The sequence below is a fragment of the Pseudomonas sp. NBRC 111123 genome, assembly GCF_001320205.1.
GTDB classification, from domain to species: Bacteria; Pseudomonadota; Gammaproteobacteria; order Pseudomonadales; family Pseudomonadaceae; genus Aquipseudomonas; species Aquipseudomonas putida_J.
This window is the reverse complement of sequence record NZ_BCAZ01000010.1, coordinates 77,378-102,803: the sequence shown is the minus strand read 5'-3', so window position 1 is coordinate 102,803 and position 25,426 is coordinate 77,378. Positions and strand designations below refer to the sequence as shown.

Sequence of the window (25,426 nt, the reverse complement as noted above, 5' to 3'; positions counted from 1 at the left end):
CTGGCCTCTTCGCGGCTGAAGCCGCTCCCACAGGTTCAGCGCCAGGCTTGAGGCGAGTGATAATCCTGTAGGAGCGGCTTTAGCCGCGAAGGGGCCGGCACAGGTATCTTGTTCTAGAAAGGAGTCCCCGGTGGACGAATACCAGCAAACCATCCGCGCCCTGTCTGACCGCATCGTCGCGGCGCAGACCCCGATCCGGGTCCTGGATGCGGTGAAATGGGACGACAACATTCGCCAGGGCTTCCTCAAGGCCAAGGGCAAGGAGCCACCCGCCGTTAACCGCGATTACTACCTGGCCCGCCCGCTGGCGTTCGACTCCAGCGCGGTGAAGGCCGAGTTCCAGGCCATCGAGCGTGACATCATTCGCCAACTCGGCCAGTTCAACCCGGTCGGGCAGATCATGAAGCGCATGTGCCGCGAGTACCGCATGGTCGTGCGCATGCTCGAAGCCCGCGGTACCGAAGACTTCGGGCTGATCTCCCAGGAACTCTACGGCGCGGCCTCCGATGCCTTCCATGCCGGTGACCCGACCCTGGCCGACCTGGGGCTGATGCTCTCGGACTACCTGAACAACATCGACGGGCGCGGTGACCTCAAGGACGAGCCAAAGAACCTCACTGCCAAAGAGGCCGTGGACATCCTCCAGCGCCGCCTGAACAAAGTGTTTGGCGAAGCCGAAGAAACCATCCGCGTATTCGAGTCGGACGGTATCGTCGCCGATGCTGCGGCCGGCGCCGACTATATCAAGGTGCGTGCCGATGCCATGTTCAACAACCGCGACGTACGTGCGCTGGAGGTGCATGAAGGCCTCGTGCACGTGGGCACCACGCTCAACGGCCTGAACCAGCCGATCTGCACCTTCCTGGCCAAGGGCCCGCCCTCGTCGACGGTGACCCAGGAAGGCCTGGCCATCCTCATGGAGGTGATCGCCTTTGCGTCCTACCCCAGCCGCTTGCGCAAGCTGACCAACCGCACCCGCGCCATCCACATGGTCGAGGAGGGGGCTGATTTCCTGCAGGTGTTCGACTTCTTCCGCGAACAAGGCTTCGAGATGACGCAGAGCTACAGCAACGCCAGCCGGGTGTTCCGCGGCTCGGTGCCCAATGGCCTGCCATTTACCAAGGACTTGTCCTACCTCAAGGGCTTCATCATGGTTTACAACTACATTCAGTTGGCCGTGAAGAAGGGCAAGCTTGAGCAGATTCCGCTGCTGTTCTGCGGCAAGACCACTCTGGAAGACATGCGCACCCTGCGCCAACTGGTCGAGGAGGGGCTGGTGGAGCCACCCAAGTACCTGCCGGAGCAGTTCCGTGACCTCAACGCACTGTCGGCCTGGATGTGCTTCTCCAACTTCCTCAACCACCTGAGCCTGGATCGCATTGAAGCCGACTACGCGAACATTCTCTGAAGGCTGCCGCCTGCTCGTCCTGGGCCTGCTCATGCTCGGGCTGGGCGGTTGCAGCAGCTTGCTGTTTTACCCGGAACCTGGCGAGCCGTTCACTCCGCAGCGGGCCAAGCTGGAGTACCGCGACATCACACTCACCACCGCCGATGGCCTGCGCCTGCATGGCTGGTGGCTGCCGGCCAAGGCTGGGGTGGAGGTGAAAGGGACGGTGCTGCACCTGCACGGCAATGGCGGCAACCTGCCAGGCCACCTGGGCGGCAGCTACTGGCTGCCGGAGCAGGGTTATCAGGTGCTGATGATCGATTACCGTGGCTATGGCCTGTCGGAGGGCTCGCCGAGCTTGCCCGAGGTCTACCAGGACATCGCTGCGGCGATGGCGTGGCTGGACCAGGCACCTGAGGTCAAGGGCAAGCCCCTGGTGCTACTCGGCCAGAGCCTCGGTGGGGCAATGGCGATCCATTACCTGGCGCAGCACCCAGATCAGCGCCAGCGCTTCAGTGCCTTGGTGTTCGACGGCGTGCCGGCCAGTTACCGAGGTGTCGGCCGCTATGCCCTGAGTACTTCGTGGATGACCTGGCCGCTGCAGGTGCCGCTGTCCTGGCTGGTGCCGGACGGCGACAGTGCGATCCGATCGATCGGGCAACTTAGCAGCCCGCCGAAGCTGTTTTTCCACAGCATCGACGACGCCCTGGTGCCGATGGACAACGGTATCCGCCTGTACCAGAACGCGCCGGCCCCGAGGGTGCTGCAACTGACCCGTGGCGGCCATGTGCAGACCTTCGCCGACCCGGTGTGGCGCCAGGTGATGCTGCGCTTCCTGGATGACCCCAGCCATTTCAACGGCCTGCGGCGGCTTGCCGAAGTGCCCAACTACCCTGACGAGAAGAACCAGCAATGAGTGAAGAACGCAACGCCATCCCGCTGATCCTGACCGGCGTCGGCAGCATCATCGTGACGGTGGGAGCCCTCTGGTACTACGGCTACCTGCATTTCGCCAAACCTGAGGATGCGCTGCTGCTGCAGGACTTCACCATGCTCAAGACCATCCCTGGCGAAGACTACAAGGTCTCGCTGGACCCGGCACCGCAGGTGGCCCAGTGCGTGGATGGCGTGCTGGTGCTGTTCGATACCGAACAGAAAGGCCTGACCGGCGTGCTGGTGGACAGCCGCAAGCGCGCGGTGCGTTGCATGGGCGAGGAGACCCCGAAGCAGGTGCAGTGAGGGTTGACGTGGGGGTTTTGGCGCCTGTGAGATCGAGCGCCGCCCGCGCGGCGCATCGCGGATAAATCCGCTCCTACATCTGTTGCAACGTGCCGAACCTGTTAAGCCATGGTCGCCTGCCCTCGCGCATCTCTTGAGCCGTGTAAACCGGCTGACAACCATGGCCTCACAGGCATGGCCACGTTGCAACAAATGTAGGAGCGGATTTATCCGCGATGCGCCGCGCGGGCGGCGCTCGATCTCACAGCCGCTACCCCTCTCAAGACATGAGCCCAGGCGCCCAAAGAAAAGCCCCGCATTGATCGCGGGGCTTGTCACTTGCGCTAACCGGACTTACTGGCTGACTTGGCTCACCGAACGCGGTGCCACCGGCTGGTTGTCGTTGGAAATGGTCACCTCCACCCGGCGGTTCTGCGCACGGCCCGAGTTGCTGCCGTTGTCCGCAATCGGGTATTCCTTGCCATAACCCTGGGCAACGATGCGTGCCGGGTCTACGCCTGCGCGGACCAGCGCCATGCGCACGCTGGCGGCGCGGCGTTCGGACAGGCCCTGGTTGTAGTTGGCCGAACCGACGCTGTCGGTGTAGCCCTCGACGATCACCTTGCGCTCTGGGTTTTCCTGAAGGAACTGGGCCAGTTTGGTGATGTTCGGGTAGGCATTGCTCTTGAGGTTGGCCTTGTTGAAGTCGAACAGCACGTCACCGAAGGTCACCAGGGTGCCGCGGTCGGTCTGCTTGGCGTTCAGGCTTTCCTGCAGCTTGGCGATCTGCGCGTCGCGGGCATCGAGCTTGGCCTGGGCACGCTGGGCCGAGGCATTCTTCAGCTCGTTTTCGGCGGTGCGCAGGGCGATGGTTTCTTTCGCCACCTCGATGCGCTGGTTGGTCAGGTAGGCCAGTTGGTCGACCTTCTTGCTGTCTTCACGGTCCATGAAGGCCTTGTCGGACTTGTTCAGCCAGTCCTGGGCATCCTTGGTCTCCAGCGCGGCAACCTTGCTCGACTGCGGGTCGCTCTGCAGTGCCGAGAAGTTGGTGCGCGCCGACTCCAGGTTGGGGTTCGGGTCGTGGGAGCAGGCGGCGAGGCCGACGCTGAGGGCCAACAGGGCGGGAATCATGACGTAGTTGCGCATAGTGTTCATCCTTTGATCAGTTGCGAAGGCTTGGGTTGGCATGGCGGCGCTCATTGAGCGCTGCGCAAGCCTTCCTGACGTACGTCCTGAACGCCCTGGCGGGCATCCTGCACGGCCTTCTGGGCCTTGGCTGCCTGGGCCTTGCGTTCGGCGACGCGGGCATCCCATTCGGCCTGCTCGGCCAGCAGCTTGGCTTCGTCGTACTTCTTGTCGTGCATGGCGATTTCCGCCTGCTTGAACTTGTCCTGGGCCGCTTTCATCTCCACTGCGGCGAACTCGGTGCCCCCCGCGCTGACGGCGGAGTTCACGGCGGACTGGGTAACGGCGTACTGCTCGGTGGGCGGTTTGCCCGCACAGCCGGCCAGGACCAGGCTACTGCCGAGGGCCAGCGCGGCCAGCTTGAGCCCGCGCACGTGGGTGGATGAGGGTTTTGCAGTGCGGGTCTTCATGGTGGTCAGCTCCATTGGGTCACTCCTGATAACGACGATGTCCGTAGCAGTCCATCGCTCAATCCCTGACATTGCCTGCGCTTTGCGCTTCACGATGCACCTGGGCAGGTGTGCAGGGTTTTAGCGTGATGGCTATTGGCTGGGACTTGACCTTTTTTTGAATAGTTCAGAAAAAAGTTGCCAAGGCTACGTATCTGTTTCTGACTAATTGGTCAGCAGGATTGGCCCGGAACTTTCAATGCTCGGAGGGGTATTCCAGGCCTGTTGCAGGCCTGGAACAAGGTGCTGGCAGGTCAGTTTCCGCTGTCGTCGCCCGTGTTGCTGAGGTCGTGCAGGTGCCGCCGCGAAAGGGCCAGAAAACGTGGCGTCGGGCCGACGTCTTCAAACAAGGGGTCACCTTCTTCGTCCGTGGCGATGACCTTGCGGCCCTGCACGTAAGGGAAGCTGGCTTCCAGCTCCTCCAGCGCGGCGGCGACCAGTTCGCCGAGCAATTCCTCGGCGGTGCGCTTGGGGTACATGTCGATCAAGGCCGCCAGCCGCGCTTCGGACTCCAGGTCCAGGTGCAAGGCGTGGCCGGTGGGGCTCAGGGTGCCGGTGGCATTCTGTTCCCAGTGCTGGGCGAGTTCGCGGATTTTCATGATGACCTCTGTCAACGCCAGAAAAGGCTGCATTGCATCGGACTGCTGTGCCTTAACTTTAGTTTGCTTTGCGCGATCGCGGCTTGCCATTACGTCCCGGCAGTGGGCACTCTTGGGCCAGTGCTGTTTCCTGAGCAGTGCGCGGGCGAGCCGCGCCGAAGAGAGGGCCAATGACTGATATCGATGTGCGCTTGCGTGAAGATGTCCATGTGTTGGGGGAGTTGCTCGGCGAGACCATTCGCCAGCAGCACGGTGATGCGTTCCTGCAGAAGATCGAGGGTATCCGCCACAGTGCCAAGGCCGACCGCCGTGGAGCTGGCGAGCAGTTGAGCTCGACCCTCGCCGACCTCGCCGAAGAGGACCTGCTGCCGGTGGCACGGGCATTCAACCAGTTCCTCAACCTGGCCAACATGGCCGAGCAGTATCAGCTGATCCGCCGCCGCGATGCTGGCCAGCCAGAACCGTTCGAAGCGCGGGTATTGCCCGAGCTGCTGGCGCGGCTGAAGCAGGCCGGGCACAAGGATGATGCCTTGGCCCGGCAATTGGCCAAGCTCGATATCCAGCTGGTGCTTACCGCGCACCCAACCGAAGTGGCGCGGCGCACGTTGATCCAGAAATACGATGCCATCGCCGGCCAGCTGGCCGTGCAGGACCACCGCGACCTGACCCCCGCCGAGCGCCAGCAGGTACGTGAACGTCTGCGCCGGCTGATCGCCGAGGCCTGGCACACCGAGGAAATCCGCCGCACCCGGCCAACCCCGGTGGACGAGGCCAAATGGGGCTTCGCGGTGATCGAGCACTCGCTGTGGCAGGCCATTCCCAACCACTTGCGCAAGGTCGACAAGGCACTGTTCGAAGCCACCGGGCTGCGCCTGCCGCTGGAAGCCGCACCCATCCGCTTCGCCTCGTGGATGGGCGGCGACCGTGATGGCAACCCCAATGTCACGGCCGCGGTGACCCGTGAGGTGCTGCTGCTGGCCCGCTGGATGGCGGCCGACCTGTTCCTGCGTGATGTAGATGCGCTGGCCGCCGAGCTCTCCATGCAGCAGGCCAGCCAGGCACTACGTGAGCGTGTGGGCGACAGTGCCGAGCCGTACCGGGCCGTCCTCAAGCAGTTGCGTGACCGCCTGCGGGCCACCCGCGTCTGGGCCCATGCTGCACTGACGAGCAGCCAGCCGGCCAGCGCCGAGGTGCTGGTGGACAATCGCGACCTCATCGCCCCGCTGGAGCTGTGCTACCAGTCATTGCATGAGTGCGGCATGGGCGTGATCGCCGATGGCCCGCTGCTCGACAGCTTGCGCCGGGCGGTGACCTTTGGCCTGTTCCTCGGCCGCCTGGATGTGCGCCAGGACGCTGCCCGGCACTGTGATGCACTGGCTGAAATCACGGATTACCTGGGCTTGGGCAGTTATGCCGACTGGGACGAAGAGCGCCGTATCGAATTCCTTCAGGCGGAGCTCAAGAACCGTCGGCCTCTATTGCCTGCGCACTTCAAACCCCAGGCAGAGACTGCTGAAGTGCTTGCCACTTGCCGTGAGATCGCCGCTGCACCGGGCGCCTCGCTGGGTTCCTACGTGATCTCGATGGCGGGCGCGGCCTCCGATGTGCTGGCCGTGCAGTTGCTGCTCAAGGAAGCCGGCCTGACCCGGCCGATGCGCGTGGTGCCGCTGTTCGAAACCTTGGCCGACCTGGACAACGCGGGCCCTGTGATGCAGCGCCTGCTTGGCCTGCCGGGCTACCGCGCCAGCCTGCGTGGGCCGCAGGAAGTAATGATCGGTTATTCCGACTCGGCCAAGGACGCTGGCACCACGGCGGCCGCCTGGGCCCAGTACCGCGCCCAGGAAAACCTGGTGCGCATCTGCCGCGAGCATCAGGTCGAGCTGCTGCTGTTCCACGGCCGCGGTGGCACCGTTGGGCGTGGCGGCGGCCCGGCCCATGCGGCGATCCTGTCGCAGCCGCCAGGCTCTGTGGCAGGGCGCTTCCGCACCACCGAGCAGGGTGAGATGATCCGCTTCAAGTTCGGCTTGCCGGGCATCGCCGAGCAGAACCTCAACCTTTACCTGGCCGCCGTGCTCGAAGCCACCTTGCTGCCGCCGCCGCCACCAGAGCCAGCCTGGCGCGCACTGATGGACCAGCTGGCGGCCGATGGCCTGAAGGCCTACCGCGGCGTGGTACGGGAAAACCCTGATTTCGTCGAATACTTCCGCCAGTCGACCCCCGAGCAGGAGCTGGGCCGCTTGCCGCTGGGCAGCCGCCCGGCCAAGCGCCGTGCCGGTGGCATCGAGAGCCTGCGGGCGATCCCGTGGATCTTCGGCTGGACCCAGACACGCCTGATGCTGCCTGCCTGGCTGGGGTGGGAAACCGCCCTGAGCAATGCCCTGGCGCGTGGCCAAGGCGAGCTGCTGGCGCAGATGCGCGAGCGGTGGCCGTTCTTCCGCACCCGCATCGACATGCTGGAAATGGTCCTGGCCAAGGCTGACGCGGAAATTGCCAAGGCCTACGACGAACGTCTAGTGCAACCAGGGTTGCTTCCTTTAGGTGCGCACCTGCGCGACCTATTGTCGCAGTCTTGTCAGGTGGTATTGGGCCTGACCGGGCAGCCGGTGCTACTGGCGCACAGCCCTGAGACCCTGGAATTCATCAGCCTGCGCAATACCTATCTGGACCCGCTGCACCGCCTGCAGGCCGAATTGCTGGCCCGTTCGCGCAGCCGCGAAGCCGCTCTGGACAGCCCGTTGGAGCAGGCCTTGCTGGTGACCGTGGCAGGTATTGCCGCAGGCCTGCGCAATACCGGTTGAGGCCAGCGGGTGCGGCCCTTCGCCGTCGGCACGAAAGGGGCCTGAGCAGGACGATGAGGGTGGTTGCGCCGGGCGCAACCACCTGCAGCTCTGCCGGGAAATGACGCAATGCTGCAACTTTGGGACGCTTGTCTGGCTGCCGGGCGCTGTGTATCTTGAGCAGCCTTTTGACCGATTTATGGTCATACCCGATTTTCCGGACTTGGCCTCGATTGCCGAATCCATTGAATTTCATAAAAAAATTTGAGGAGCACGAGATGCGCGTAATTCTGCTGGGAGCTCCCGGGGCCGGTAAAGGTACTCAGGCAAAGTTCATCACCGAGAAGTTCGGTATTCCACAGATCTCCACCGGTGACATGCTGCGTGCCGCCGTCAAGGCCGGTACCCCACTGGGCCTGGAACTGAAGAACGTCATGGATGCCGGCCAGCTGGTTTCCGACGAGCTGATCATCAGCCTGGTCAAGGAGCGCATCGCCCAGCCGGATTGCGCCAATGGCTGCCTGTTCGACGGCTTCCCGCGTACCATTCCGCAGGCCGAAGCCATGGTTGCTGCAGGCGTGGATATCGACGCCGTGGTCGAAATCGCCGTCGACGACGAAGAAATCGTCGGCCGCATGGCTGGCCGCCGTGTGCACCTGGCTTCGGGCCGCACCTACCACATTCAGTACAACCCGCCGAAAGTGGAAGGCAAGGACGACGTCACCGGCGAAGACCTGATCCAGCGCGACGACGACAAGGAAGAAACCGTGCGTCACCGCCTGTCGGTCTACCACAGCCAGACCAAGCCGCTGGTGGACTTCTACCAGAAGCTGTCGGCCGCCAACGCCGGCAAGCCGAAGTACAGCCACATCGAAGGCGTCGGCTCGGTCGAGTCGATCACCGCCAAGGTGCTGGCAGCGCTGAGCTGAGCCATCACCGTGCGTCACGACGGCCCGCTTGCGGGCCGTTGTCGTTTATACTGCCGCTCTTTTTCCCTAGCACCTGGATACCCGTTCGATGACCACCCTGCTGGCCCTGGATACCGCCACCGAAGCCTGTTCCGTCGCGCTGCTGCATGACGGCAAGGTAACCAGCCATTACGAGGTGATCCCGCGCATGCATGCGCAGAAGCTGCTGCCGATGATCAAGCAACTGCTGGCGGACTCGGGCGTTGCGCTGAATGCACTGGATGCCATCGCCTTTGGCCGTGGCCCGGGCGCCTTCACCGGTGTGCGCATCGCCATCGGTGTGGTGCAAGGCCTGGCGTTTGCGCTGGAGCGCCCGGTGCTGCCAGTGTCGAACCTGGCCGCGCTGGCCCAGGGCGCGCTGCGCGAGCACGGTGCGCAACAGGTGGCAGCAGCCATCGATGCGCGCATGGATGAGGTGTACTGGGGTTGCTACAAGGCCGAAGCCGGCGAGATGCGCCTGCAGGGCCAGGAAGCAGTCCTGCCGCCCGAGCGCGTGGCCTTGCCTGATGGCAGCTGCGGTGACTGGTTCGGTGCCGGCACCGGCTGGGGCTATGCCGAGCGCCTGGCGGTGCAGGCCAGCGCCAGCAACCCTGCGGCACTGCCCAATGCGCTGGACATCCTCAGCCTGGCCAGCTTCGCCTGGGCGCGTGGCGAGGCCATCGTCGCCGAACAGGCGCAACCGGTTTACTTGCGCGATAATGTAGCCACACCCAAAGCGCGCTGAGTGCTGTTCGTCGGTTATCGCGGTTGACGATAAAACCTTCGGCGCAAACTGTGGTCCAGTTATCACTCGAGCATTAGCGATGGATCCCTGATGCTGCTAAATTGCCATCATTGGTCCTGAGTGCTCACACCATGCGTATCGACGGTTTCTCATCGCAGTCCTACCCGCTCAAGCGCACGCCGCGCAAGGCAGCGGTGCGCGACGAGAGTGTCGACGATGCCGAGTTGATCGAGGAAAGCGAAGTCACCCAGGAGGCAGCTGCTCTTCGTCGCCCGGCAGGCCTGCCGGCGCGCCAGCAGGACAGGGTATTCCCCCGTGCCCGTGACCGGCGCACCGCCACTGCGTTGGCCAGCTACCTCAGCACGGCCGGTTTTACGGATTGGGACATGGAAGTGCTGGGGCTCGACCTGTACATTTGAGGGATGAATCCGTCACCCCTGCCTTACTTCGTGGGTTGTCCGTCCTGGAGCGAAAACGCCTGGCGCGATTACCTGTATCCCGCCGACGCGACCACTAACGAAATGCTTGGCTACTACAGCCAGGTGTTCAACGCCGTCGAGGGCAATACCACGTTCTACGCCCGCCCTTCACCCGGCACCATTGCGCGCTGGGCGCAGGTCATGCCTGCGCACTTCCGCTTCACAGCCAAGTTTCCCGGGGACATCAGCCACGAGGGGGACCTGCGTGATCAGCTGGAGCCTGCCTTTGATTTCACCCGTCTGATGGCACCACTGGGCCAGCGTGTATCGCCGTACTGGCTGCAGTTGCCGGCCAGGTTCAGCCCCGCACGGCTCGGCGAGCTGTGCCACTTCCTAGATGAAATCGGCGTGCCGGTGGCCGTGGAAGTGCGCAACCCGGCGTTCTTCGCCAAGGGCGAGGAAGAGCGGTTGCTCAACCGCCTGTTGCATGAGCGTGGCGTGGAGCGCATCTGCCTCGACCCCCGCGCCCTGTTCAATTGCACCTCTCGCGACCCTGCCGTGCTGCACGCGCAGTCGAAAAAGCCCAAGGTGCCACCGCGCCCCGCTGCCTTCAGCCAGCACCCACAGGTGCGCTTCATCGGTCATCCGGAGCTTGCGGCCAACGAAACTTTCCTCACCCCTTGGGTGGACAAGGTCGCCGCCTGGATCGAGGAAGGGCGCAGCCCCTATGTGTTCCTGCACACCTCCGACAACCGCCAGGCCGCCGCGTTGGCTCAGCGCTTCCACCAGCGGCTGATGACCCGTTTGCCTGGCTTGGCACCTTTGCCTGAATTGCCGCGCGCCCCCGAGGTCGAACAACTGGGGCTACTCTGACCATTCCCTGCCCCCGGAGGTTGTGACCATGGATGTACAGACCCTGCGAGCCGAAGCCTTCAAGGCACTGCACGAGCGCGATGGCGCCTTCGTCATCCCCAACCCCTGGGATGCAGGTTCTGCCAAGCTGCTGGCCAGCCTCGGCTTTGAAGCGTTGGCCACCACCAGTGCGGGCCTGGCCTTCAGCCTCGGGCGACCGGATGCCGAAGGCGCCTTGAGCCTGGATGAAACCTTGGGCAATGCCGGGGTGATCGTCGATGCCACACCTTTGCCGGTGGCCGCCGACCTGGAAAACGGCTTCGGCGACCTGCCCGAGGACTGCGCCCAGACCATCCTGCGTGCCGCCGAGACGGGGCTGGTAGGCGGTTCGATCGAAGATGCCAGTGGCCGGGCCGACGCTCCGATCTATGACTTCGAACTGGCCGTGGCACGGGTACGGGCTGCTGTGCAAGCTGCCCGCAGCCTGCCATTCCCGTTCACCTTGTGTGCCCGTGCGGAAAACCTGCTGCACGGGCGCATGGACCTGGACGACACCATCCTGCGCCTGCAGGCCTTCGCCGAAGCGGGGGCCGACGTGCTCTATGCCCCCGGGCTGCGCAGTGTCGATGAGGTGCGCGCGGTGGTACAGGCCGTGGCGCCGAAACCGGTCAACGTGCTGATGGGGCTGGCCGGTGTGCCGCTGAGCGTCAATCAGTTGCAGGACCTGGGCGTGCGCCGCATCAGTGTTGGCTCGTCACTGGCCCGTGCGGCGCTGGGCGCGTTTCAGCGTGCGGCACTGGAAATCCGTGATCAGGGCACCTTCAGCTACGGCGAGCAGGCTTTGCCGTTCGCCCAGCTCAACGACCTGTTCCGTCGCTGAGGCAAGATGCGCGCAGTAATGCTGCTGTGCGGGGGGCTGGCGCTCACGGTGGCCCTGGCCTGGCAATTCGGCTGGCGCCTGCCGGATGCCTGGAACCCTTGGGCGACCCTGGATGTAAGCCAGCCGCCGAACTGGCTGACGCGCTACAAGCTGTCGCGGCTGCGCAACGACCCAGGTCTGTGCCGCCAGGCGCTGGAAAGCTCTGGCCTGCGCTACCGCGCGCAAGCCGACAGTACACCATCGGCCAGTTGCCCATTGCAGAACGTATGGCGCATCGAGCAAGGCCAAGCCCGGCTTAGCAGCCGTTTTCTCGCCAGCTGCCCATTGGCAGTGGCGTATGCACTGTTCGAGCAGCATGGGCTGCAAGCGGCTGCGCAGCGGGTATTCGGCCAGCCTGTTGCTCAGGTGGATCATCTGGGCAGCTTTGCCTGCCGCAATATCTACAACCGCAAGCAGGGGCGCCTGAGCCAGCACGCCACGGCCAACGCGCTGGATATCAGCGGTTTTCGCCTGCAGGACGGGCAGCGCATCGTGCTGGCGCGGGACTGGCAGGCGGGCGGGCAGAAGGGGGAATTTCTAAGGCAGGTGCGGCAAGCGGCCTGCGACAGTTTCAGCACCGTGCTGGGGCCGGACTACAACGCCGCTCACCACAATCACTTTCATCTGGACATGGGGCGCTGGCAGGTTTGCCGCTGAACTCAGGCGTGCACGCGAACGTTGTTCAGCACCACCGGGCGTGCCCAGTGCATGTCGAATGCCAGCTCGCTCTGCTGCTTGGCCATGGTCGCCTCGTCGTACGGCTCCGGCGCGGGGTCGAGCAGGTCCATCTCGAATTCGGCAATCGGCAGGTGCAGCGGGCGGGGGGAGGGGGCCGGGCCGGGTTCTGCGAGCGGGTGGCCCTGGCTCATGACAACGGGGCGCAGCCAGTTGTTGCTGATGTCGAGCTGGCGCTGTTGCTGGATCATCTCGGCCACGCTGAACGGCTCCGGTGCCGGCTCCAGCAGATGGGCTTCAAGCTCGGCCTTGGGCAGGAACAATGGCTCGGGCGGCGCGACGATGGTGTCCTGCACCGGGCAGGCGCGCTGGGTTTCGATCATGGCCAGGGCCTTGGCCCCGCCGATCGGCTCGCCGCTGGCCTGGTCGTACTGGACCATGGCCTGGCTGACGCTGTCGGGTTCTTCCGCGTGCTGTTCGGCCATCGCGCGGGCAAAGAAATCCTGCCACAGGTGGCTGACGCCCCCGAGTGCCTGGGTATTTTGCCGACCGTAGTTGCCGACAGGCGACAGGTAGGTCAAACCGATGGGAAGAGTTTCTGACATGGCAGTCGTACGCGCTGTGCTCTGGCAGAATAGCGGGATATTGCCTGTATCGGCCGTGGCCGATTATTCATTAAGGGCTTCTTCCATTTTTTCGGGTACGGGTTGCGATGCAAGAGCAGGAACAGGGCACAGGTCTGAGAGTCGAGGCGTTAGCACCGGAATATGCCGCGCAGGCCAACGCATGGGCCGAGCGCCTGGGGCTTCCACGGGTGGATGACGCGGCCGGGTTTGCCGTGCAGGTCGGTGCTGACGGCTTGCAGATCCAGCAACTTGGGCCGCAGGCGCCGGGGCCGGTGCGCGTCGACTTTGTAGAGGGCCAGGCGGCACATCGTCGCCAGTTCGGCGGCGGCAACGGGCAGATGATTGCCAAGGCGGTCGGTATTGCCCAGGGCGTGCGTCCCCAAGTGCTGGATGCCACGGCAGGTTTGGGCAAGGACGCGTTCGTGCTGGCCAGCCTGGGTTGCCAGATGACCCTGATCGAGCGCCAGCCGCTGATCGCAGCGTTGCTCGAAGATGGCTTGGCGCGCGCCAGGGCCGATGACGAGGTAGGGCCTATCGTCGGGCGTATGCGTCTGCTTACCGGCAACGCCATCGAGCGCATGCGTGCATGGGAGGGCGAGCCGCCGCAGGTGATCTACCTCGACCCGATGTTCCCGCACCGCGACAAGAGCGCATTGGTGAAGAAAGAAATGCGGGTGTTCAGGCCTCTGGTCGGTGATGACATGGATGCGCCAGCCCTGCTCGAAGCAGCCTTGGCGCTGGCCAGCCACCGGGTGGTGGTGAAGCGGCCACGCAAGGCACCGATCATCGACGGGCCGAAGCCAAGCCATAGCCTGGAAGGCAAGTCGAGCCGGTATGACATTTATCCAAAGAAGGCCCTGAAGGCCTGATCACCTGCACGCTCCTACAGGTACTGCGCGATCCCTGTAGGAGCGGCTTTAGCCGCGAAGAGGCCGTCACAGGCTGACTCAGGCCTTGAACGCCCGGATGAACACCCCGACCACTTCGCGCACATGTGCCTCGGCTTCATCCCCTTCCAGAGGCTCGGCACAGCCCAGTAGCAAGCGGTAATCCGGCGCGCCCTTGACCAGGCAGAAGAAGTGCTCAGCCGCACTCAACGGATTTGCAATCCGCAGCAACCCGCGCTCGTCGATCCCGCGCAACAGCGCTTCCATCCCCGCCAGCACGCGCTTGGGCCCGGCTTCGTAGAAGTACTCGCCAAACCTCGGGTCCTGGCTGCCCAGTGCCATGATCAGCCGGCTGAGCTTGACTGCCTCGTCGCTACTGATCAGCGCCTGGAAGCTACGGCCGATATTCAGCAGCACTTGCTCCACCGGCGCACCTTCCGGGTACTCGAACATCAGGTCGGGTAACTGATTCTGGCAGGTCGCCATGACCGCCGAACCGAATAGCGTCTGTTTGTCGGTGAAGTGGCTGTAGACCGTGAGCTTTGAAACACCTGCCGCCGCAGCGACCGCATCCATGCTGGTGTTGGCATAGCCAAGGCTGAGGAACAGGGCCTTGGCGGCTTCGAGGATGGCCTCGCGCTTGGCCGGGTCCTTGGGCCGCCCCGGGCCGTTGGGTGCGTCGTTGGACATTGGAATCCGCATCTGGTTGAAGGGGCGCCCATCTTACCGGCTCGAACGGCTTCCGGCTGTAGGTCGCGACCATCGTGAATGTTGATTTTCTTTCCGACGCTGGCTTCCCGGCCTCGGTTCCCTGATTTAATATACTCGCCAGTATAAATATTCGATGTGCACTTCGCGAAAGGATTCATCATGTTGCGCCATGCCTTGTCCCTCGCCCTGCCCGCTACTGCCGCGCTGTTGCTGGCAGCCTGCGGCCAGGAAGCCGCCGCGCCTGCCGCGCCGCGCCCGGCCCTGGTGGTCCAGCCGCAGCCGGCCGAAGCCGCTGCTGACAGTTACCCCGGCGAAGTGCGTGCGCGCTTCGAGCCCGAGCTGGCCTTCCGCATTGGCGGCAAGGTCAGCAAGCGCCTGGTGGAGGAGGGGCAGCGAGTCAAGGCTGAGCAGCCGCTGGCCGAGCTCGACCCGCAGGACGTGCGCCTGCAGCTGGAGGCCAACCGCGCCCAGTTGGCGGCAGCCGAAGCTAACCTGTCGCTGGTACGCACCGAACGCGACCGCTACCAGAAGCTGCTGGATCGGCAGATGGTCAGCCACTCCCAGTACGACAACGCAGAAAACCTCTACCGCGCTGGCCTGGCCCGCCTGAAACAGGCCAAAGCTGAATACGACGTGGCCGGCAACCAGGCTGATTACGCGGTGTTGCGTGCGCCGCAGGCAGGCCTGATCGCCAAGCGTCAGGTGGAAGTCGGCCAGGTGGTTGCAGCCGGGCAAACCGTGTTCACACTCGCCGCCGACGGTGAGCGTGAAGTGGCCATCGGTCTGCCGGAGCAGCAGTTCGCCCGCTTTGCCGTGGGCCAGGATGTCAGCATCGAATTGTGGTCGCACCCCGACCAGCGCTTCCCGGGGCGTATTCGCGAGCTGTCACCTGCAGCCGACCCGCGTTCACGCACCTTCGCCGCACGGATTGCCTTCAGCTCGGCCAAGGTGCCAGCCGAACTCGGCCAGAGTGCGCGGGTGTTCATTGCCCATGACGGGGTGATCCCACTGGCAGTGCCGCTGTCGGCAGTCACCGCCGAAAACGGCCAGGCCTATGTCTGGCGCGTCAACAAGGACAGCCGCCTGGAGCGGGCCATGGTGCGCCTTGGCCCTTATGGCAGTGAAACCGTGCCGGTGCTCGAAGGCCTTGCTCCAGGCGACTGGGTGGTCGCCGCCGGCGGCCATGTGCTGCGCGAGGGGCAAGAGGTGCGGCCGGTGGACCGTACCAACCGTGTGGTGAACCTGACGGTCAAGGAGTAAGTCCCGATGGGTTTCAACCTTTCCGCCTGGGCGCTGCGCAATCGCCAGATCGTGCTGTTCCTGATGATTCTGCTGGCTGCCATTGGCGCGATGTCCTACACCAAGCTGGGGCAGAGCGAAGATCCGCCATTCACCTTCAAGGCCATGGTCATCCGCACCCTGTGGCCGGGCGCCACGGCCGAGGAAGTCTCGCGCCAGGTCACTGAACGCATCGAGAAGAAGCTGATGGAGACCGGCGAGTACGAGAAGATCGTCTCGTTCTCGCGCCCGGGCGAGTCGCAGGTGACCTTCATGGCCCGCGATTCGCTTCACTCCAAAGACATCCCCGAGCTGTGGTACCAGATCCGCAAGAAGGTCGCGGACATCCGCCATACCTTGCCACCAGAGATTCAGGGGCCGTTCTTCAACGACGAATTCGGCACCACCTTCGGCAATATCTATGCGCTGACCGGCGCCGGCTTCGATTACGCGGTGCTCAAGGACTATGCCGACCGTATCCAGATCCAGCTGCAGCGGGTCAAGGACGTAGGCAAGGTCGAGCTGATCGGCCTGCAGGACGAGAAGATCTGGATCGAGCTGTCCAACCTCAAGCTGGCCACCCTGGGTGTGCCACTGGAGGCGGTACAGCAGGCGCTGCGTGAGCAGAACGCAGTCAGCACTGCCGGTTTCTTCGAGACTCCCAGCGAGCGCTTGCAATTGCGTGTGAGCGGGCGCTTCGACAGCGTTGATCAGATTCGCCAGTTCCCCATCCGGGTGGGCGATCGCACCTTCCGCATCGGCGATGTGGCCGACGTGCACCGTGGCTTCAATGACCCGCCCGCGCCACGCATGCGCTTCATGGGCGAGGACGCCATCGGCCTGGCGGTGTCGATGAAGGATGGCGGCGACATTCTGGTGCTGGGCAAGGCGCTGGAGGGTGAGTTCGAGCGCCTGGCGCGCAACCTGCCGGCTGGCATGGAGCTGCGCAAGGTGTCGGACCAGCCTGCAGCGGTCAAGGCCGGTGTCGGCGAGTTTGTCCAGGTGCTGATCGAGGCGCTGGTGATCGTATTGCTGGTGAGTTTCTTCTCCCTCGGCCTGCGCACTGGCCTGGTGGTGGCGCTGGCCATCCCCCTGGTATTGGCCATGACGTTCGCCGCCATGCACTACTTCGGCATTGGCCTGCACAAGATTTCGCTGGGCGCGCTGGTGCTGGCACTGGGGCTGTTGGTGGATGACGCGATCATTGCCGTGGAGATGATGGCGATCAAGATGGAGCAAGGCTTCGACCGCCTCAAGGCGGCCAGCTACGCCTGGACCAGCACCGCCTTCCCGATGCTTACCGGTACGCTGATCACGGCGGCAGGCTTCCTGCCGATCGCCACGGCGGCATCAAGCACTGGCGAGTACACCCGCTCGATCTTCCAGGTGGTGACTATCGCGTTGCTGACCTCGTGGGTCGCGGCCGTGGTCTTCGTGCCTTACCTGGGCGAACGGCTGCTGCCGGACCTGGCCAAGCTGCATGCCGCCCGCCATGGCAAGGACGGGCATGCCCCCGACCCGTACGGCACGCCGTTCTACCAGCGCGTGCGGCGTGTGGTGGAGTGGTGCGTGCGGCGGCGCAAGACGGTGATCCTGCTGACCATCGCCGCCTTTGTTGGCAGCATCCTGCTGTTCCGCTTCGTGCCCCAGCAGTTCTTCCCCGCTTCCGGGCGCCCGGAGCTGATGGTCGACCTGAAGCTCGCCGAAGGCGCCTCGCTGGCCAATACCGCCGAGCGGGTCAAGCAGCTGGAAGCGGTGCTCAAGCAGCAGGATGGCATCGACAACTACGTGGCCTATGTGGGCACTGGTTCGCCTCGCTTCTACCTGCCGCTGGACCAACAACTGCCGGCGGCCAGCTTTGCCCAGTTCGTGGTGCTGGCCAAGTCGATGGAAGACCGCGAGCGCCTGCGCAGCTGGCTGATCGACACCGTCGACCAGCAGTTCCCCGACCTGCGCGCTCGCGTCACGCGTCTGGAGAACGGCCCGCCCGTGGGCTACCCGGTGCAGTTCCGGGTTACCGGCGAGCATATCGAGAAGGCCCGTGCCCTGGCCCGCGAAGTGGCGGACAAGGTGCGTGAGAACCCGCATGTGGTCAACGTGCACCTGGATTGGGAAGAGCCGAGCAAGGCGGTATTCCTTGAGATCGATCAGGACCGTGCCCGCGCCCTGGGCGTGAGTACCGCACAGCTGTCGAGCTTCTTGCAGAGCTCGCTGACCGGCACCACGGTCAGCCAGTACCGCGAGGACAACGAACTGATCGAGATCCTCCTGCGTGGCACCCCGCAGGAGCGTGGCGAACTGGGCAACCTCGGCAGCCTGGCGCTGCCTACCAACAATGGCCAGAGCGTGGCGCTGTCGCAGGTGGCAACGCTGGAATATGGCTTTGAGGAAGGCATCATCTGGCACCGCAACCGGCTGCCGACGGTGACCGTGCGTGCCGACATCTATGACAAGGAGCAGCCGGCCACGCTGGTGAAGCAGATCCTGCCGACCTTGCAGGAGATCAAGGCCAAGCTGCCGGATGGGTACCTGCTGGAAGTGGGCGGCACGGTGGAAGACGCCGAGCGCGGGCAAAAGTCGGTGAACGCCGGCATGCCGCTGTTCATCGTGGTGGTGCTGAGCCTGCTGATGATCCAGTTGCGCAGCTTCTCGCGCACGGTGATGGTGTTCCTCACCGCGCCGTTGGGGCTGATTGGCGTGACCCTGTTCCTGCTGGTATTCCGCCAGCCGTTCGGCTTCGTTGCCATGCTCGGCACCATTGCCCTGGCGGGGATGATCATGCGCAACTCGGTGATCCTGGTGGACCAGATCGAGCAGGATATCGCCTCGGGGCTGGACCGCTGGCAGGCGATCATCGAGGCCACGGTGCGGCGCTTCCGGCCGATCGTGCTGACCGCGCTGGCGGCGGTGCTGGCGATGATTCCGTTGTCCAGAAGTGTGTTTTATGGGCCGATGGCGGTGGCGATCATGGGTGGTTTGATCGTGGCCACGGCGTTGACCCTGTTGTTCTTGCCGGCGTTGTATGCGGCATGGTTCAGGGTCAAGAAAGGCTGAAGATCGCGGGGGAGGGCTTTGCCCTCCTTTCGCGACACAAGGCCGCTCCCACAGGGAAACGCGATCGCCTGTAGGAGCGGACTTGCGTCGCGAAAGGGCTGCGTAGCAGCCCCAAGGGCCTCAAAGCGCGCCGAAGACTTTCTTGGCCAGGCTGGTAGCTGCCTGTGCCGGGTTCTGGCGAATGCTCTCTTCCTGTTTGGCAATCATCTCGAACAGGCCGTCCAGCGCTTTCTCGGTCACGTAGTTCTCGATGTTCGCGTCATCCTTGATCAGCCCCAGGCCTTTGGCCTGGCCGGCAAAGGCGTTGTACTGCTGGGCGACACCGACCTTGTCGGTGGCCTGCTTGACGATCGGCAGGAACTTGGCGCGGATCTGCTCGCGGCTGCTCTTGTTCAGGTACTGGGTAGCCGAATCCTGGCCGCCGCTGAGGATGCCCTTGGCATCGGTCACGGTCATCTTCTTCACGGCATCCACCAGAATCGCCTGGGCCTGCGGCACGGCGGCCTCGGCAGCCTTGTTCATGCTGGTTTCCAGGGCTTCGACCTGATCACCCTTGCCAAACATCTTCATGGCCTTGGCGGCTTTGCCGAGGTTACCCGGCAGCTCGATGCGCACATCGGGGTTGTTACTGAAGCCACCTGGCGTGCTCAACTGCTTGACGGCAATCTGCGCGCCTTGGGTGAGGGCGTCCTTCAGGCCACCGGTGGCGTCGGACTGGCTCAGGTCGCCGAGCGACAGCGCCAGGGCACTGGCCGACAGCAGCAGGCCGGCGCACAGGGTAGTGAAGCGCAGGGAGGCGCGAATCATGGGTATTTCCTTATCGATGAAGTGGGGCGCGCTCAGCGCACCGGGTCGACTTTGACCCGTACCGGCTGCTGGTCGCTGCCGTCGAGGGCGACGCCGTGGTGTTCGGTGTTGATGAACAGCAGCTTGCCGCCCAGCTCGATCCGCGCGCTGACCGCGTAGCGGTGGCCGGGCTTGACCTGGGCCGGGTCGTAGGTGAGGTGGAACGGCAGAGGCACGTTGCCTTTTACCGGGCCGGCCTGGCGGGCCAGGGTCACGGCGGGGGCGTCCATCAGCGACACGTCCTGCAACTCGACACTCAAGGTGGCGGCAGGCGGCAGGGCGATGCGCTGCAGGTAGAAGACTTCGCCATCCAGGCTGGCCTGGTTGGAGGGGGTGTGGCTGGAACAGGCTGCGAGCAGGGATGCGCAACACAGCATCAAGAGTTTTTTCATGGAATCTCCGGTGTGTCCTTGGAGTTGGCTTGTGGCCAACCCCAGGGACTTTAGCGGATTTTCCAGGCAGATGGGGGTTCAGATGGCAGCGGTGGTCAGCGAGTCCTCACGGTGCAGCGCAACCTGGCGGATCGACAGGCGCAACTCGGCAGACAGCACCCGCTTGGCCACGCCTTCGGCCAATTCGCCAAGCTTGTCGTGGTAACCCAGTTTGCCGTTGCCATCCGGGTGCAGCACGCCTTGTTCGATCAGCGTCTGGATGAAGTGTCGGAACAAGGTCTTGTCGAAGAACTCCGGGGCGTTGAGGCCATGCAGGATCGACAGGCGTTGGGCCATCATCACGCACAGGTCTTCCAGTTCCTCGGCGCTGAGGCTGTTCTGTCCGCTGTTGAGCAGCAGCGAAGTGGCCATGTAGAAGCGCTGCAAGGTCTGGGTGATGGTGCGCGCAAGCAGGGTAAGCAGTACGAACTGCCGCGAGCTCGGCGCCGGGCGGATGTACACGTCGTTGTCCTGGCGCAGCAGGCCCTGTTCGACCAGCGCTGCGAGCCATTGGTCGATGACCTCGTCGAGCTGCTCCGGTGCCCAGCGCAGGAACAGTTCGGCCTGCAGGTACGGATAAAGCGCGTGGACGTACTGGCCAAGCAGTTCGCGGCTCATCCGCGAGCTGCTGTGGAAGAAACTCGCCAGCAGGGCGGGCAGGGCGAAGATGTGCAGCACGTTGTTGCGGTAATAGGTCATCAGTACCGCGTTGGCTTCATCCAGATAGAGGATGCGGCCCAGGGCGTCCTTCTGCTCGGCCAGCAGGTCCATGCCGCGGACATGCTCGATCAGTGCCTGGCCGTCGCCTTCGGGCAAGGTGGTGTGCTCGGAGTAGGGCACCTGGCGCAGCAAGGCCAGGTACAGGTCGAGCACGCGGGTCAGGGCACGCTCGTCCAGCGCCAGGCGGCTGGTGGACAGCAGTGCCAGGGCCACCAGGTTGACCGGGTTGACCGCTGCTGCCTCGTTGAGGTGACGGGCCACGGTTTCGCCCAGGCGGGTGGTGGCTTCGTTCAACCAGGCCGGGCGGAACTGCGGGCCCAGTTCCTGATCGCGCCAGCCGGGTTGCTGCGCGTCGAGGAAACCGGCCAGACGGATGGGCTCGCCGAAGTTGACGTACACCTGGCCGAAGCGCTGCTTCAGCGCACCGATGACCTTGAAGATGTCGAAGATCGACTCTTTCTTCTTGCTTGCCCCGCGCAGTTCGCCCAGGTAGGTACGCCCTTCAAGCACCCGCTCGTAGCCGATGTACACCGGCACGAACACGATCGGTGTGCGCGACGAGCGCAGGAAGCTGCGCAGGGTGATCGCCAGCATGCCGGTACGCGGCTGCAGCATGCGCCCGGTGCGCGAGCGCCCACCTTCGACGAAGTATTCCACCGGGAAGCCCTTGGTGAACAAGGTGTGCAGGTATTCGTTGAATACTGCGGTGTACAGCGGATTGCCCTTGAACGTGCGGCGCATGAAGAAGGCACCGCCACGGCGCAGCAGGCCGCCAATCACCGGCATGTTGAGGTTGATGCCGGCGGCGATGTGCGGCGGCGTCAGGCCGTTGCGGAACAGCAGGTAGGACAGCAGCAGGTAGTCGATGTGGCTGCGGTGGCAGGGCACGTAGATCACTTCGTGGCCCGGTGCGATGCCCTGCACCTGCTCGATGTGGTTGACCTTGATACCGTCGTAGATCTTGTTCCAGAACCAGCTCAGTACCACTTCGAGGAAGCGGATCGCGGTGTAGGTGTAGTCCGAGGCGATCTCGTTGCCATAGCGCAGCGCCTGGGCTTCGGCCTTGGCCAGCGGCATGTTCTCGCGTTGGGCCTCGTCGGCGATGGCCTGGCGGACCAGTGGCGCATGCACCAGGCCCTTGACCAGGTTGCGCCGGTGCGAGATGTCCGGGCCGATCACCGCGCTCTTGAGGTTGCGAAAGTGCACGCGCATCAGGCGCTGGGCCATGCGCACGGTGCGCTCGTGGCCCTTGTTGTGCTGCACCAGTTCGCGCAGGTGGATCGGCGCAGAGAACTGCACGCGGGTCTTGCGCCCCAGAATCAGCACGGTCAGCAGCCGGCGCAGGCGCCCGGTCACGGCCCAGCTGTCGGCAAACAGCAGCTTCCACGGGCTGTTTTCACTGGCCGGGGTCTGCCCCCAGAACACACTGACCGGAATGATCTGCGCGTCTTCCTCGGCGTGCTGGCTGATGGCGGCGACCAGGCGCTCCAAGGTCGGCGGGGCGCCGCGCTTGTCCTGGCGGCCGAGCCAGTCCGGGTCCGGCGTGAGGTAGAAAAACGCGGCAGGTTCATGCAGTGGGCCGACCGCAACCGGCAAGACCGGGCGTGGAAGCCCCGCCTTGGTGCATTCATGGTCGAGCACCGCCAGATCGGTGAGCGACGGCGAGGGCAGGGCGTAGAACACCGGGCGGCTGCGGTCGAGCTGGAGGGTCAGGGGCGATTGGTTGATGGTCTCGGAGCGCACCCACAGGTACATCAGGCGACGCAGGGCGCCGAAGATCAGGCGGCGCAGGGGGGAACGGGTCATGGGGTGAGTGCCCTGGGAATGAATTTCTGAGAATAGACAGCCATTTAGTCTGCCGTATCGGCGCAAGTTCAGCAAAATTCGGTAAATAGCGCGACGGTCATGAAATTTTTTTGTTCTGTGTCATATACTCGGCCTGCCACTTGCAAGATATTTCGGCAAGCGGCGTCGACATAGGGAGGACACCCTGTGTCTACAAGGCGATCTTCACAATAAAAATCCGGAGTAGTTCAGATGTCGTCTCGTGAGACTGGGAATGTTAAGTGGTTCAACGATGCCAAAGGTTATGGCTTCATTCAGCGCGAAGGTGGTGCGGATGTGTTCGTCCACTATCGGGCGATCCGCGGTGAGGGGCATCGTACCCTGGTCGAAGGGCAGCGGGTGGAATACGCCTGCGTGCAGGGCCAGAAAGGCCTGCAAGCCGAGGACGTAGTCGGGCTCTGAGCCTCAAGTGGTAAGCCTCAAGCTGCAAGTTGACCGTGTAACTTGCAGCCTGAAGCAACCGGTTTCAGCTAGTACGCCAGGTGATTTCCTCTTCACCGTCGGCACTGATGCGGACCCAGCGATCGGCATCTTCTTCACCGTCTTCCTCGACCCAGCCACCCGGCGCACAACGCACTTCGACGTTCAGTGCGGCGAACGCCGCGCGGGCGCAGGCGACATCATCGGGCCATGGGGTCTGGTCGCTTTCCAGGTACAGGCTGTTCCATTTCCCTACAGCTTTGGGTAACCAGGTGACCGGGATGTTACCGGCCTGGCATTTGAAGGTCTGGCCTTTCTGCTTCCATTCGCTGCACGGGCCGATCGCCTGGCTGAGCCATTCGGCAATCTGCTTGTGATCGACGTCGGCGTCCTTCAGGTAAATCTCGATATCGGGTTGGCGCATAAGGGCTCCGGGTGTGCTCAGTGCTGGCGCACGAAATAGTCATAACGCATGGAAACCGTGACCGCGAACGGCTCGGGCTGGTCGATTACCCGGGCGCGCTTCTCGGCGCTGGCGCGCCAGCCGTGTGGGGTCATCGCCAGCAGGTCGGCACGGGCCTTGGGCTCGGCCAGGCTCAGGCGGAACTCCAGGGTTTCGCTGTGGGCGTGGGCCATGCCCTGCGGCACCAGGGCCAGGTGCTTGTCGTCGGCATAGGGGCGCACTTCATCGTAGAGCACTTCGCGCAGTTCCATCAGGTGGCCGCTGGTCGGGCCCACGCGCATCAGGCCGCCGCCCGGGCTGAGCAGGCGCTTGGCCTCGTCCCAGTCCAGCGGGCTGAACACGCTGGCGATGAACTGGCAGCTGGCATCGGCCAACGGCACGCGGGCCATGCTGGCGACCATCCAGGTGACCTCGGGCGCACGGCGGCAAGCGCGCTTGACCGCCTCGCGTGAGATGTCCAGCGCATAGCCATCGGCGGCTGGCAGGGCCTGGGCGATCTGCGCGGTGTAGTAGCCCTCGCCGCAACCGATGTCCAGCCAGGCGCCGGGCTGGCGCTCGGCGGCAAGCTCGGCCAGGCGCTGGGCCACCGGGGCGTAGTGGCCGGCGTCGAGGAAATCGCGGCGGGCTTCGACCATGGCCTGGTTGTCGCCCGGATCACGGCTGTTCTTGTGCTGCACCGGCAGCAGGTTCAGGTAACCCTGGCGGGCGCGGTCGAAGCGGTGGCCGGCCGGGCACACCACGCCGTTGTCGAGCCGCGACAGGGCCGCCTGGCAGAGAGGGCAGGCGAGCATCAGGCGAGCAACCGGACCAGGGTCTGGTAGTAGATTTCGGTCAGCAGGTCGAGGTCGCTGGCCAGGATCCGCTCGTCGACCTGGTGGATGGTGGCGTTGACCGGGCCGAGCTCGACCACCTGAGTGCCCATGGTGGCAATGAAGCGGCCATCGGAGGTGCCGCCGCTGGTCGACGGCTGGGTGTCGCGACCGGTGACGCCCTTGATGCTGGCCGCCACCGCGTCGAGCAGTTCGCCCGGCTCGGTGAGGAACGGCAGGCCCGACAGCGCCCAGTCGACCGACCAGTCCAGCTCGTGCTTGTCGAGGATCGCCGAGACCCGCGCCTGCAGGCCCTCGACGGTCGACTCGGTAGAGAAGCGGAAGTTGAACAGCGCGGTCAGCTCGCCCGGGACCACGTTGGTGGCGCCGGTGCCGGAATTGAGGTTGGAGATCTGGAAGCTGGTCGGCGGGAAGAACGCGTTTCCTTCGTCCCAGTGCTCGGCAGCCAGTTCCGCCAAGGCCGGGGCGGCCAGGTGGATCGGGTTGCGCGCCAGGTGCGGGTAGGCCACGTGGCCTTGCTTGCCGCGCACGGTCAGCTTGGCGCCGAGCGAGCCGCGACGGCCGTTCTTGACCACATCACCGAGCAGGGTGGTGCTCGACGGCTCGCCGACGATGCACCAGTCCAGGCGCTCGTTGCGCGCTTTCAGGCGCTCGACCACGGCCTTGGTGCCGTGGTGGGCCGGGCCTTCCTCGTCGCTGGTGATCAGGAAAGCCACCTTGCCGCGGTGGCCCGGGTAATCCTTCACGAAGCGTTCACTGGCGATCACCATCGAGGCCAGGCTGCCTTTCATGTCGGCGGCGCCGCGGCCGCAGAGCATGCCGTCGGCGTCGATCAGCGCTTCGAACGGTTCGTGCTGCCATTGTTGCACCGGGCCAGTGGGGACCACGTCGGTGTGGCCGGCAAAGCACAGTACCGGGCCGTCCTGGGTACCGTGGGTGGCCCAGAAGTTATCGACGTCTTCAATGCGCATCGGCTCCAGCTGGAAGCCCACGGCGCCCAGGCGGTTCATCATCTGTGCCTGGCAGTCGGCATCGACGGGGGTGACCGAGGGGCGGCGGATCAGGTCGCAGGCCAGTTGAAGGGTAGGCGAGAGCTCGGCAGGGGCCGTCATGGGGAACTCCGGGGCAAGGCGGGGAAATCTG

General features: G+C 64.4%; 25 protein-coding genes. 14 read left to right on the top strand and 11 right to left on the bottom strand.

The features are described 5' to 3' along the window. The first annotated feature begins 130 nt into the window (after positions 1-130). From APH27_RS08040 to APH27_RS08030, 3 genes are read left to right on the top strand one after another with little or no spacing between them, the layout of a single operon-like run. Entirely contained in the window at positions 131-1,408 is a 1,278-nt protein-coding gene (locus APH27_RS08040; protein ID WP_027920070.1) for a flavohemoglobin expression-modulating QEGLA motif protein, read from the top strand. Further along, positions 1,380-2,303: an alpha/beta hydrolase gene (locus APH27_RS08035; RefSeq protein WP_060484508.1), complete on the top strand. Its 924-nt coding sequence runs from the start codon at positions 1,380-1,382 to the stop codon at positions 2,301-2,303. The genes APH27_RS08040 and APH27_RS08035 overlap by 29 nt, the downstream gene beginning before the upstream one ends. Next, positions 2,300-2,626 carry a hypothetical protein gene (locus tag APH27_RS08030; RefSeq protein ID WP_027920068.1) on the top strand — a complete coding sequence of 109 codons (327 nt, stop codon included), beginning with the start codon at positions 2,300-2,302 and terminating at the stop codon, positions 2,624-2,626. Before APH27_RS08035 ends, APH27_RS08030 begins: the two co-directional genes overlap by 4 nt. A gap of 333 nt (positions 2,627-2,959) precedes the next feature. On the opposite strand, the gene APH27_RS08025 is transcribed toward APH27_RS08030, so the two are convergent. The 3 genes from APH27_RS08025 to APH27_RS08015 form a co-directional block, all read right to left on the bottom strand. Further along, positions 2,960-3,751, bottom strand: coding sequence for an OmpA family protein (locus tag APH27_RS08025; protein WP_027920067.1), 792 nt, complete (start codon positions 3,749-3,751; stop codon positions 2,960-2,962). 50 nt (positions 3,752-3,801) lie between these two features. Continuing rightward, positions 3,802-4,215 (bottom strand): DUF4398 domain-containing protein, encoded by a 414-nt coding sequence (locus APH27_RS08020; protein ID WP_027920066.1) that lies wholly within the window; start codon positions 4,213-4,215, stop codon positions 3,802-3,804. 278 nt (positions 4,216-4,493) lie between these two features. Continuing rightward, positions 4,494-4,838: a hypothetical protein gene (locus tag APH27_RS08015; RefSeq protein WP_060484519.1), complete on the bottom strand. Its 345-nt coding sequence runs from the start codon at positions 4,836-4,838 to the stop codon at positions 4,494-4,496. A 170-nt stretch (positions 4,839-5,008) separates the two neighbouring features. On the opposite strand from APH27_RS08015, the gene ppc reads away from it, so the two are divergent. The 7 genes from ppc to APH27_RS07980 all read left to right on the top strand — a co-directional run bounded on the left by ppc (position 5,009) and on the right by APH27_RS07980 (position 12,154). Beyond that, a complete protein-coding gene (gene ppc / locus APH27_RS08010; protein ID WP_060484507.1) occupies positions 5,009-7,636 on the top strand; it encodes a phosphoenolpyruvate carboxylase in 2,628 nt (875 codons plus the stop codon). A gap of 257 nt (positions 7,637-7,893) precedes the next feature. Beyond that, positions 7,894-8,544, top strand: a complete 651-nt coding sequence (gene adk / locus APH27_RS08005) for an adenylate kinase (RefSeq protein ID WP_027920063.1) — start codon at positions 7,894-7,896, stop codon at positions 8,542-8,544. An 88-nt stretch (positions 8,545-8,632) separates the two neighbouring features. After that, positions 8,633-9,307, top strand: coding sequence for a tRNA (adenosine(37)-N6)-threonylcarbamoyltransferase complex dimerization subunit type 1 TsaB (gene tsaB / locus APH27_RS08000; RefSeq protein ID WP_060484506.1), 675 nt, complete (start codon positions 8,633-8,635; stop codon positions 9,305-9,307). Positions 9,308-9,438: 131 nt separating this feature from the next. Further along, positions 9,439-9,726 carry a hypothetical protein gene (locus tag APH27_RS07995; RefSeq protein ID WP_027920061.1) on the top strand — a complete coding sequence of 96 codons (288 nt, stop codon included), beginning with the start codon at positions 9,439-9,441 and terminating at the stop codon, positions 9,724-9,726. A gap of 3 nt (positions 9,727-9,729) precedes the next feature. Next, positions 9,730-10,599 carry a DUF72 domain-containing protein gene (locus APH27_RS07990; RefSeq protein ID WP_060484505.1) on the top strand — a complete coding sequence of 290 codons (870 nt, stop codon included), beginning with the start codon at positions 9,730-9,732 and terminating at the stop codon, positions 10,597-10,599. Positions 10,600-10,627: 28 nt separating this feature from the next. Further along, positions 10,628-11,458 (top strand): oxaloacetate decarboxylase, encoded by an 831-nt coding sequence (locus tag APH27_RS07985; protein ID WP_060484504.1) that lies wholly within the window; start codon positions 10,628-10,630, stop codon positions 11,456-11,458. A 6-nt stretch (positions 11,459-11,464) separates the two neighbouring features. Continuing rightward, positions 11,465-12,154: an extensin family protein gene (locus APH27_RS07980; protein WP_060484503.1), complete on the top strand. Its 690-nt coding sequence runs from the start codon at positions 11,465-11,467 to the stop codon at positions 12,152-12,154. Between the two features lie 2 nt (positions 12,155-12,156). Here APH27_RS07980 and APH27_RS07975 read toward each other — a convergent pair whose 3' ends face one another. Then, positions 12,157-12,777 carry a hypothetical protein gene (locus tag APH27_RS07975; RefSeq protein ID WP_027920057.1) on the bottom strand — a complete coding sequence of 207 codons (621 nt, stop codon included), beginning with the start codon at positions 12,775-12,777 and terminating at the stop codon, positions 12,157-12,159. Between the two features lie 107 nt (positions 12,778-12,884). Here APH27_RS07975 and APH27_RS07970 point away from each other — a divergent pair, with 107 nt between their 5' ends. Next, complete coding sequence (locus tag APH27_RS07970) at positions 12,885-13,667, top strand: class I SAM-dependent methyltransferase (protein ID WP_060484502.1); 783 nt, start codon at positions 12,885-12,887, stop codon at positions 13,665-13,667. Positions 13,668-13,745: 78 nt separating this feature from the next. Here the strand turns inward: APH27_RS07970 and APH27_RS07965 are convergent, their stop codons facing one another. After that, positions 13,746-14,387, bottom strand: a complete 642-nt coding sequence (locus tag APH27_RS07965; RefSeq protein WP_060484501.1) for a TetR/AcrR family transcriptional regulator — start codon at positions 14,385-14,387, stop codon at positions 13,746-13,748. A gap of 168 nt (positions 14,388-14,555) precedes the next feature. On the opposite strand from APH27_RS07965, the gene APH27_RS07960 reads away from it, so the two are divergent. Then, a complete protein-coding gene (locus tag APH27_RS07960; protein WP_060484500.1) occupies positions 14,556-15,656 on the top strand; it encodes an efflux RND transporter periplasmic adaptor subunit in 1,101 nt (366 codons plus the stop codon). 6 nt (positions 15,657-15,662) lie between these two features. Further along, positions 15,663-18,728, top strand: a complete 3,066-nt coding sequence (locus APH27_RS07955) for an efflux RND transporter permease subunit (RefSeq protein WP_060484499.1) — start codon at positions 15,663-15,665, stop codon at positions 18,726-18,728. 120 nt (positions 18,729-18,848) lie between these two features. On the opposite strand, the gene APH27_RS07950 is transcribed toward APH27_RS07955, so the two are convergent. From APH27_RS07950 to plsB, 3 genes are all read right to left on the bottom strand, one after another. Continuing rightward, entirely contained in the window at positions 18,849-19,535 is a 687-nt protein-coding gene (locus APH27_RS07950) for a DUF4197 domain-containing protein (RefSeq protein ID WP_027920052.1), read from the bottom strand. Between the two features lie 32 nt (positions 19,536-19,567). Next, entirely contained in the window at positions 19,568-19,966 is a 399-nt protein-coding gene (locus APH27_RS07945) for a YbaY family lipoprotein (RefSeq protein WP_027920051.1), read from the bottom strand. A gap of 78 nt (positions 19,967-20,044) precedes the next feature. Further along, positions 20,045-22,531 (bottom strand): glycerol-3-phosphate 1-O-acyltransferase PlsB, encoded by a 2,487-nt coding sequence (gene plsB / locus APH27_RS07940; RefSeq protein ID WP_060484498.1) that lies wholly within the window; start codon positions 22,529-22,531, stop codon positions 20,045-20,047. Positions 22,532-22,762: 231 nt separating this feature from the next. Between plsB and APH27_RS07935 the strand changes: the two genes are divergently transcribed. Next, a complete protein-coding gene (locus APH27_RS07935; RefSeq protein ID WP_003252255.1) occupies positions 22,763-22,972 on the top strand; it encodes a cold-shock protein in 210 nt (69 codons plus the stop codon). Between the two features lie 64 nt (positions 22,973-23,036). On the opposite strand, the gene APH27_RS07930 is transcribed toward APH27_RS07935, so the two are convergent. The 3 genes from APH27_RS07930 to dapE are packed head-to-tail and all read right to left on the bottom strand — an operon-like array spanning position 23,037 to position 25,395. Further along, positions 23,037-23,414, bottom strand: a complete 378-nt coding sequence (locus APH27_RS07930; RefSeq protein WP_027920049.1) for a hypothetical protein — start codon at positions 23,412-23,414, stop codon at positions 23,037-23,039. 17 nt (positions 23,415-23,431) lie between these two features. After that, positions 23,432-24,244 carry a putative RNA methyltransferase gene (locus APH27_RS07925; RefSeq protein WP_027920048.1) on the bottom strand — a complete coding sequence of 271 codons (813 nt, stop codon included), beginning with the start codon at positions 24,242-24,244 and terminating at the stop codon, positions 23,432-23,434. Further along, positions 24,244-25,395 carry a succinyl-diaminopimelate desuccinylase gene (gene dapE / locus APH27_RS07920; RefSeq protein ID WP_060484497.1) on the bottom strand — a complete coding sequence of 384 codons (1,152 nt, stop codon included), beginning with the start codon at positions 25,393-25,395 and terminating at the stop codon, positions 24,244-24,246. The genes APH27_RS07925 and dapE overlap by 1 nt, the downstream gene beginning before the upstream one ends. Positions 25,396-25,426 lie beyond the last annotated feature (31 nt).

Excerpts from the sequence above, each read along its gene's own strand:
- APH27_RS08030 (WP_027920068.1), top strand. The coding sequence starts at position 2,300 with ATGAGTGAAGAACGCAACGCCATCCCGCTGATCCTGACCGGCGTCGGC.
- APH27_RS08025 (WP_027920067.1), bottom strand. The coding sequence starts at position 3,751 with ATGCGCAACTACGTCATGATTCCCGCCCTGTTGGCCCTCAGCGTCGGC.
- APH27_RS08020 (WP_027920066.1), bottom strand. The coding sequence starts at position 4,215 with ATGGAGCTGACCACCATGAAGACCCGCACTGCAAAACCCTCATCCACC.
- APH27_RS08015 (WP_060484519.1), bottom strand. The coding sequence starts at position 4,838 with ATGAAAATCCGCGAACTCGCCCAGCACTGGGAACAGAATGCCACCGGC.
- ppc (WP_060484507.1), top strand. The coding sequence starts at position 5,009 with ATGACTGATATCGATGTGCGCTTGCGTGAAGATGTCCATGTGTTGGGG.
- adk (WP_027920063.1), top strand. The coding sequence starts at position 7,894 with ATGCGCGTAATTCTGCTGGGAGCTCCCGGGGCCGGTAAAGGTACTCAG.
- tsaB (WP_060484506.1), top strand. The coding sequence starts at position 8,633 with ATGACCACCCTGCTGGCCCTGGATACCGCCACCGAAGCCTGTTCCGTC.
- APH27_RS07995 (WP_027920061.1), top strand. The coding sequence starts at position 9,439 with ATGCGTATCGACGGTTTCTCATCGCAGTCCTACCCGCTCAAGCGCACG.
- APH27_RS07990 (WP_060484505.1), top strand. The coding sequence starts at position 9,730 with ATGAATCCGTCACCCCTGCCTTACTTCGTGGGTTGTCCGTCCTGGAGC.
- APH27_RS07985 (WP_060484504.1), top strand. The coding sequence starts at position 10,628 with ATGGATGTACAGACCCTGCGAGCCGAAGCCTTCAAGGCACTGCACGAG.
- APH27_RS07980 (WP_060484503.1), top strand. The coding sequence starts at position 11,465 with ATGCGCGCAGTAATGCTGCTGTGCGGGGGGCTGGCGCTCACGGTGGCC.
- APH27_RS07975 (WP_027920057.1), bottom strand. The coding sequence starts at position 12,777 with ATGTCAGAAACTCTTCCCATCGGTTTGACCTACCTGTCGCCTGTCGGC.
- APH27_RS07970 (WP_060484502.1), top strand. The coding sequence starts at position 12,885 with ATGCAAGAGCAGGAACAGGGCACAGGTCTGAGAGTCGAGGCGTTAGCA.
- APH27_RS07965 (WP_060484501.1), bottom strand. The coding sequence starts at position 14,387 with ATGCGGATTCCAATGTCCAACGACGCACCCAACGGCCCGGGGCGGCCC.
- APH27_RS07960 (WP_060484500.1), top strand. The coding sequence starts at position 14,556 with ATGTTGCGCCATGCCTTGTCCCTCGCCCTGCCCGCTACTGCCGCGCTG.
- APH27_RS07955 (WP_060484499.1), top strand. The coding sequence starts at position 15,663 with ATGGGTTTCAACCTTTCCGCCTGGGCGCTGCGCAATCGCCAGATCGTG.
- APH27_RS07950 (WP_027920052.1), bottom strand. The coding sequence starts at position 19,535 with ATGATTCGCGCCTCCCTGCGCTTCACTACCCTGTGCGCCGGCCTGCTG.
- APH27_RS07945 (WP_027920051.1), bottom strand. The coding sequence starts at position 19,966 with ATGAAAAAACTCTTGATGCTGTGTTGCGCATCCCTGCTCGCAGCCTGT.
- plsB (WP_060484498.1), bottom strand. The coding sequence starts at position 22,531 with ATGACCCGTTCCCCCCTGCGCCGCCTGATCTTCGGCGCCCTGCGTCGC.
- APH27_RS07935 (WP_003252255.1), top strand. The coding sequence starts at position 22,763 with ATGTCGTCTCGTGAGACTGGGAATGTTAAGTGGTTCAACGATGCCAAA.
- APH27_RS07930 (WP_027920049.1), bottom strand. The coding sequence starts at position 23,414 with ATGCGCCAACCCGATATCGAGATTTACCTGAAGGACGCCGACGTCGAT.
- APH27_RS07925 (WP_027920048.1), bottom strand. The coding sequence starts at position 24,244 with ATGCTCGCCTGCCCTCTCTGCCAGGCGGCCCTGTCGCGGCTCGACAAC.
- dapE (WP_060484497.1), bottom strand. The coding sequence starts at position 25,395 with ATGACGGCCCCTGCCGAGCTCTCGCCTACCCTTCAACTGGCCTGCGAC.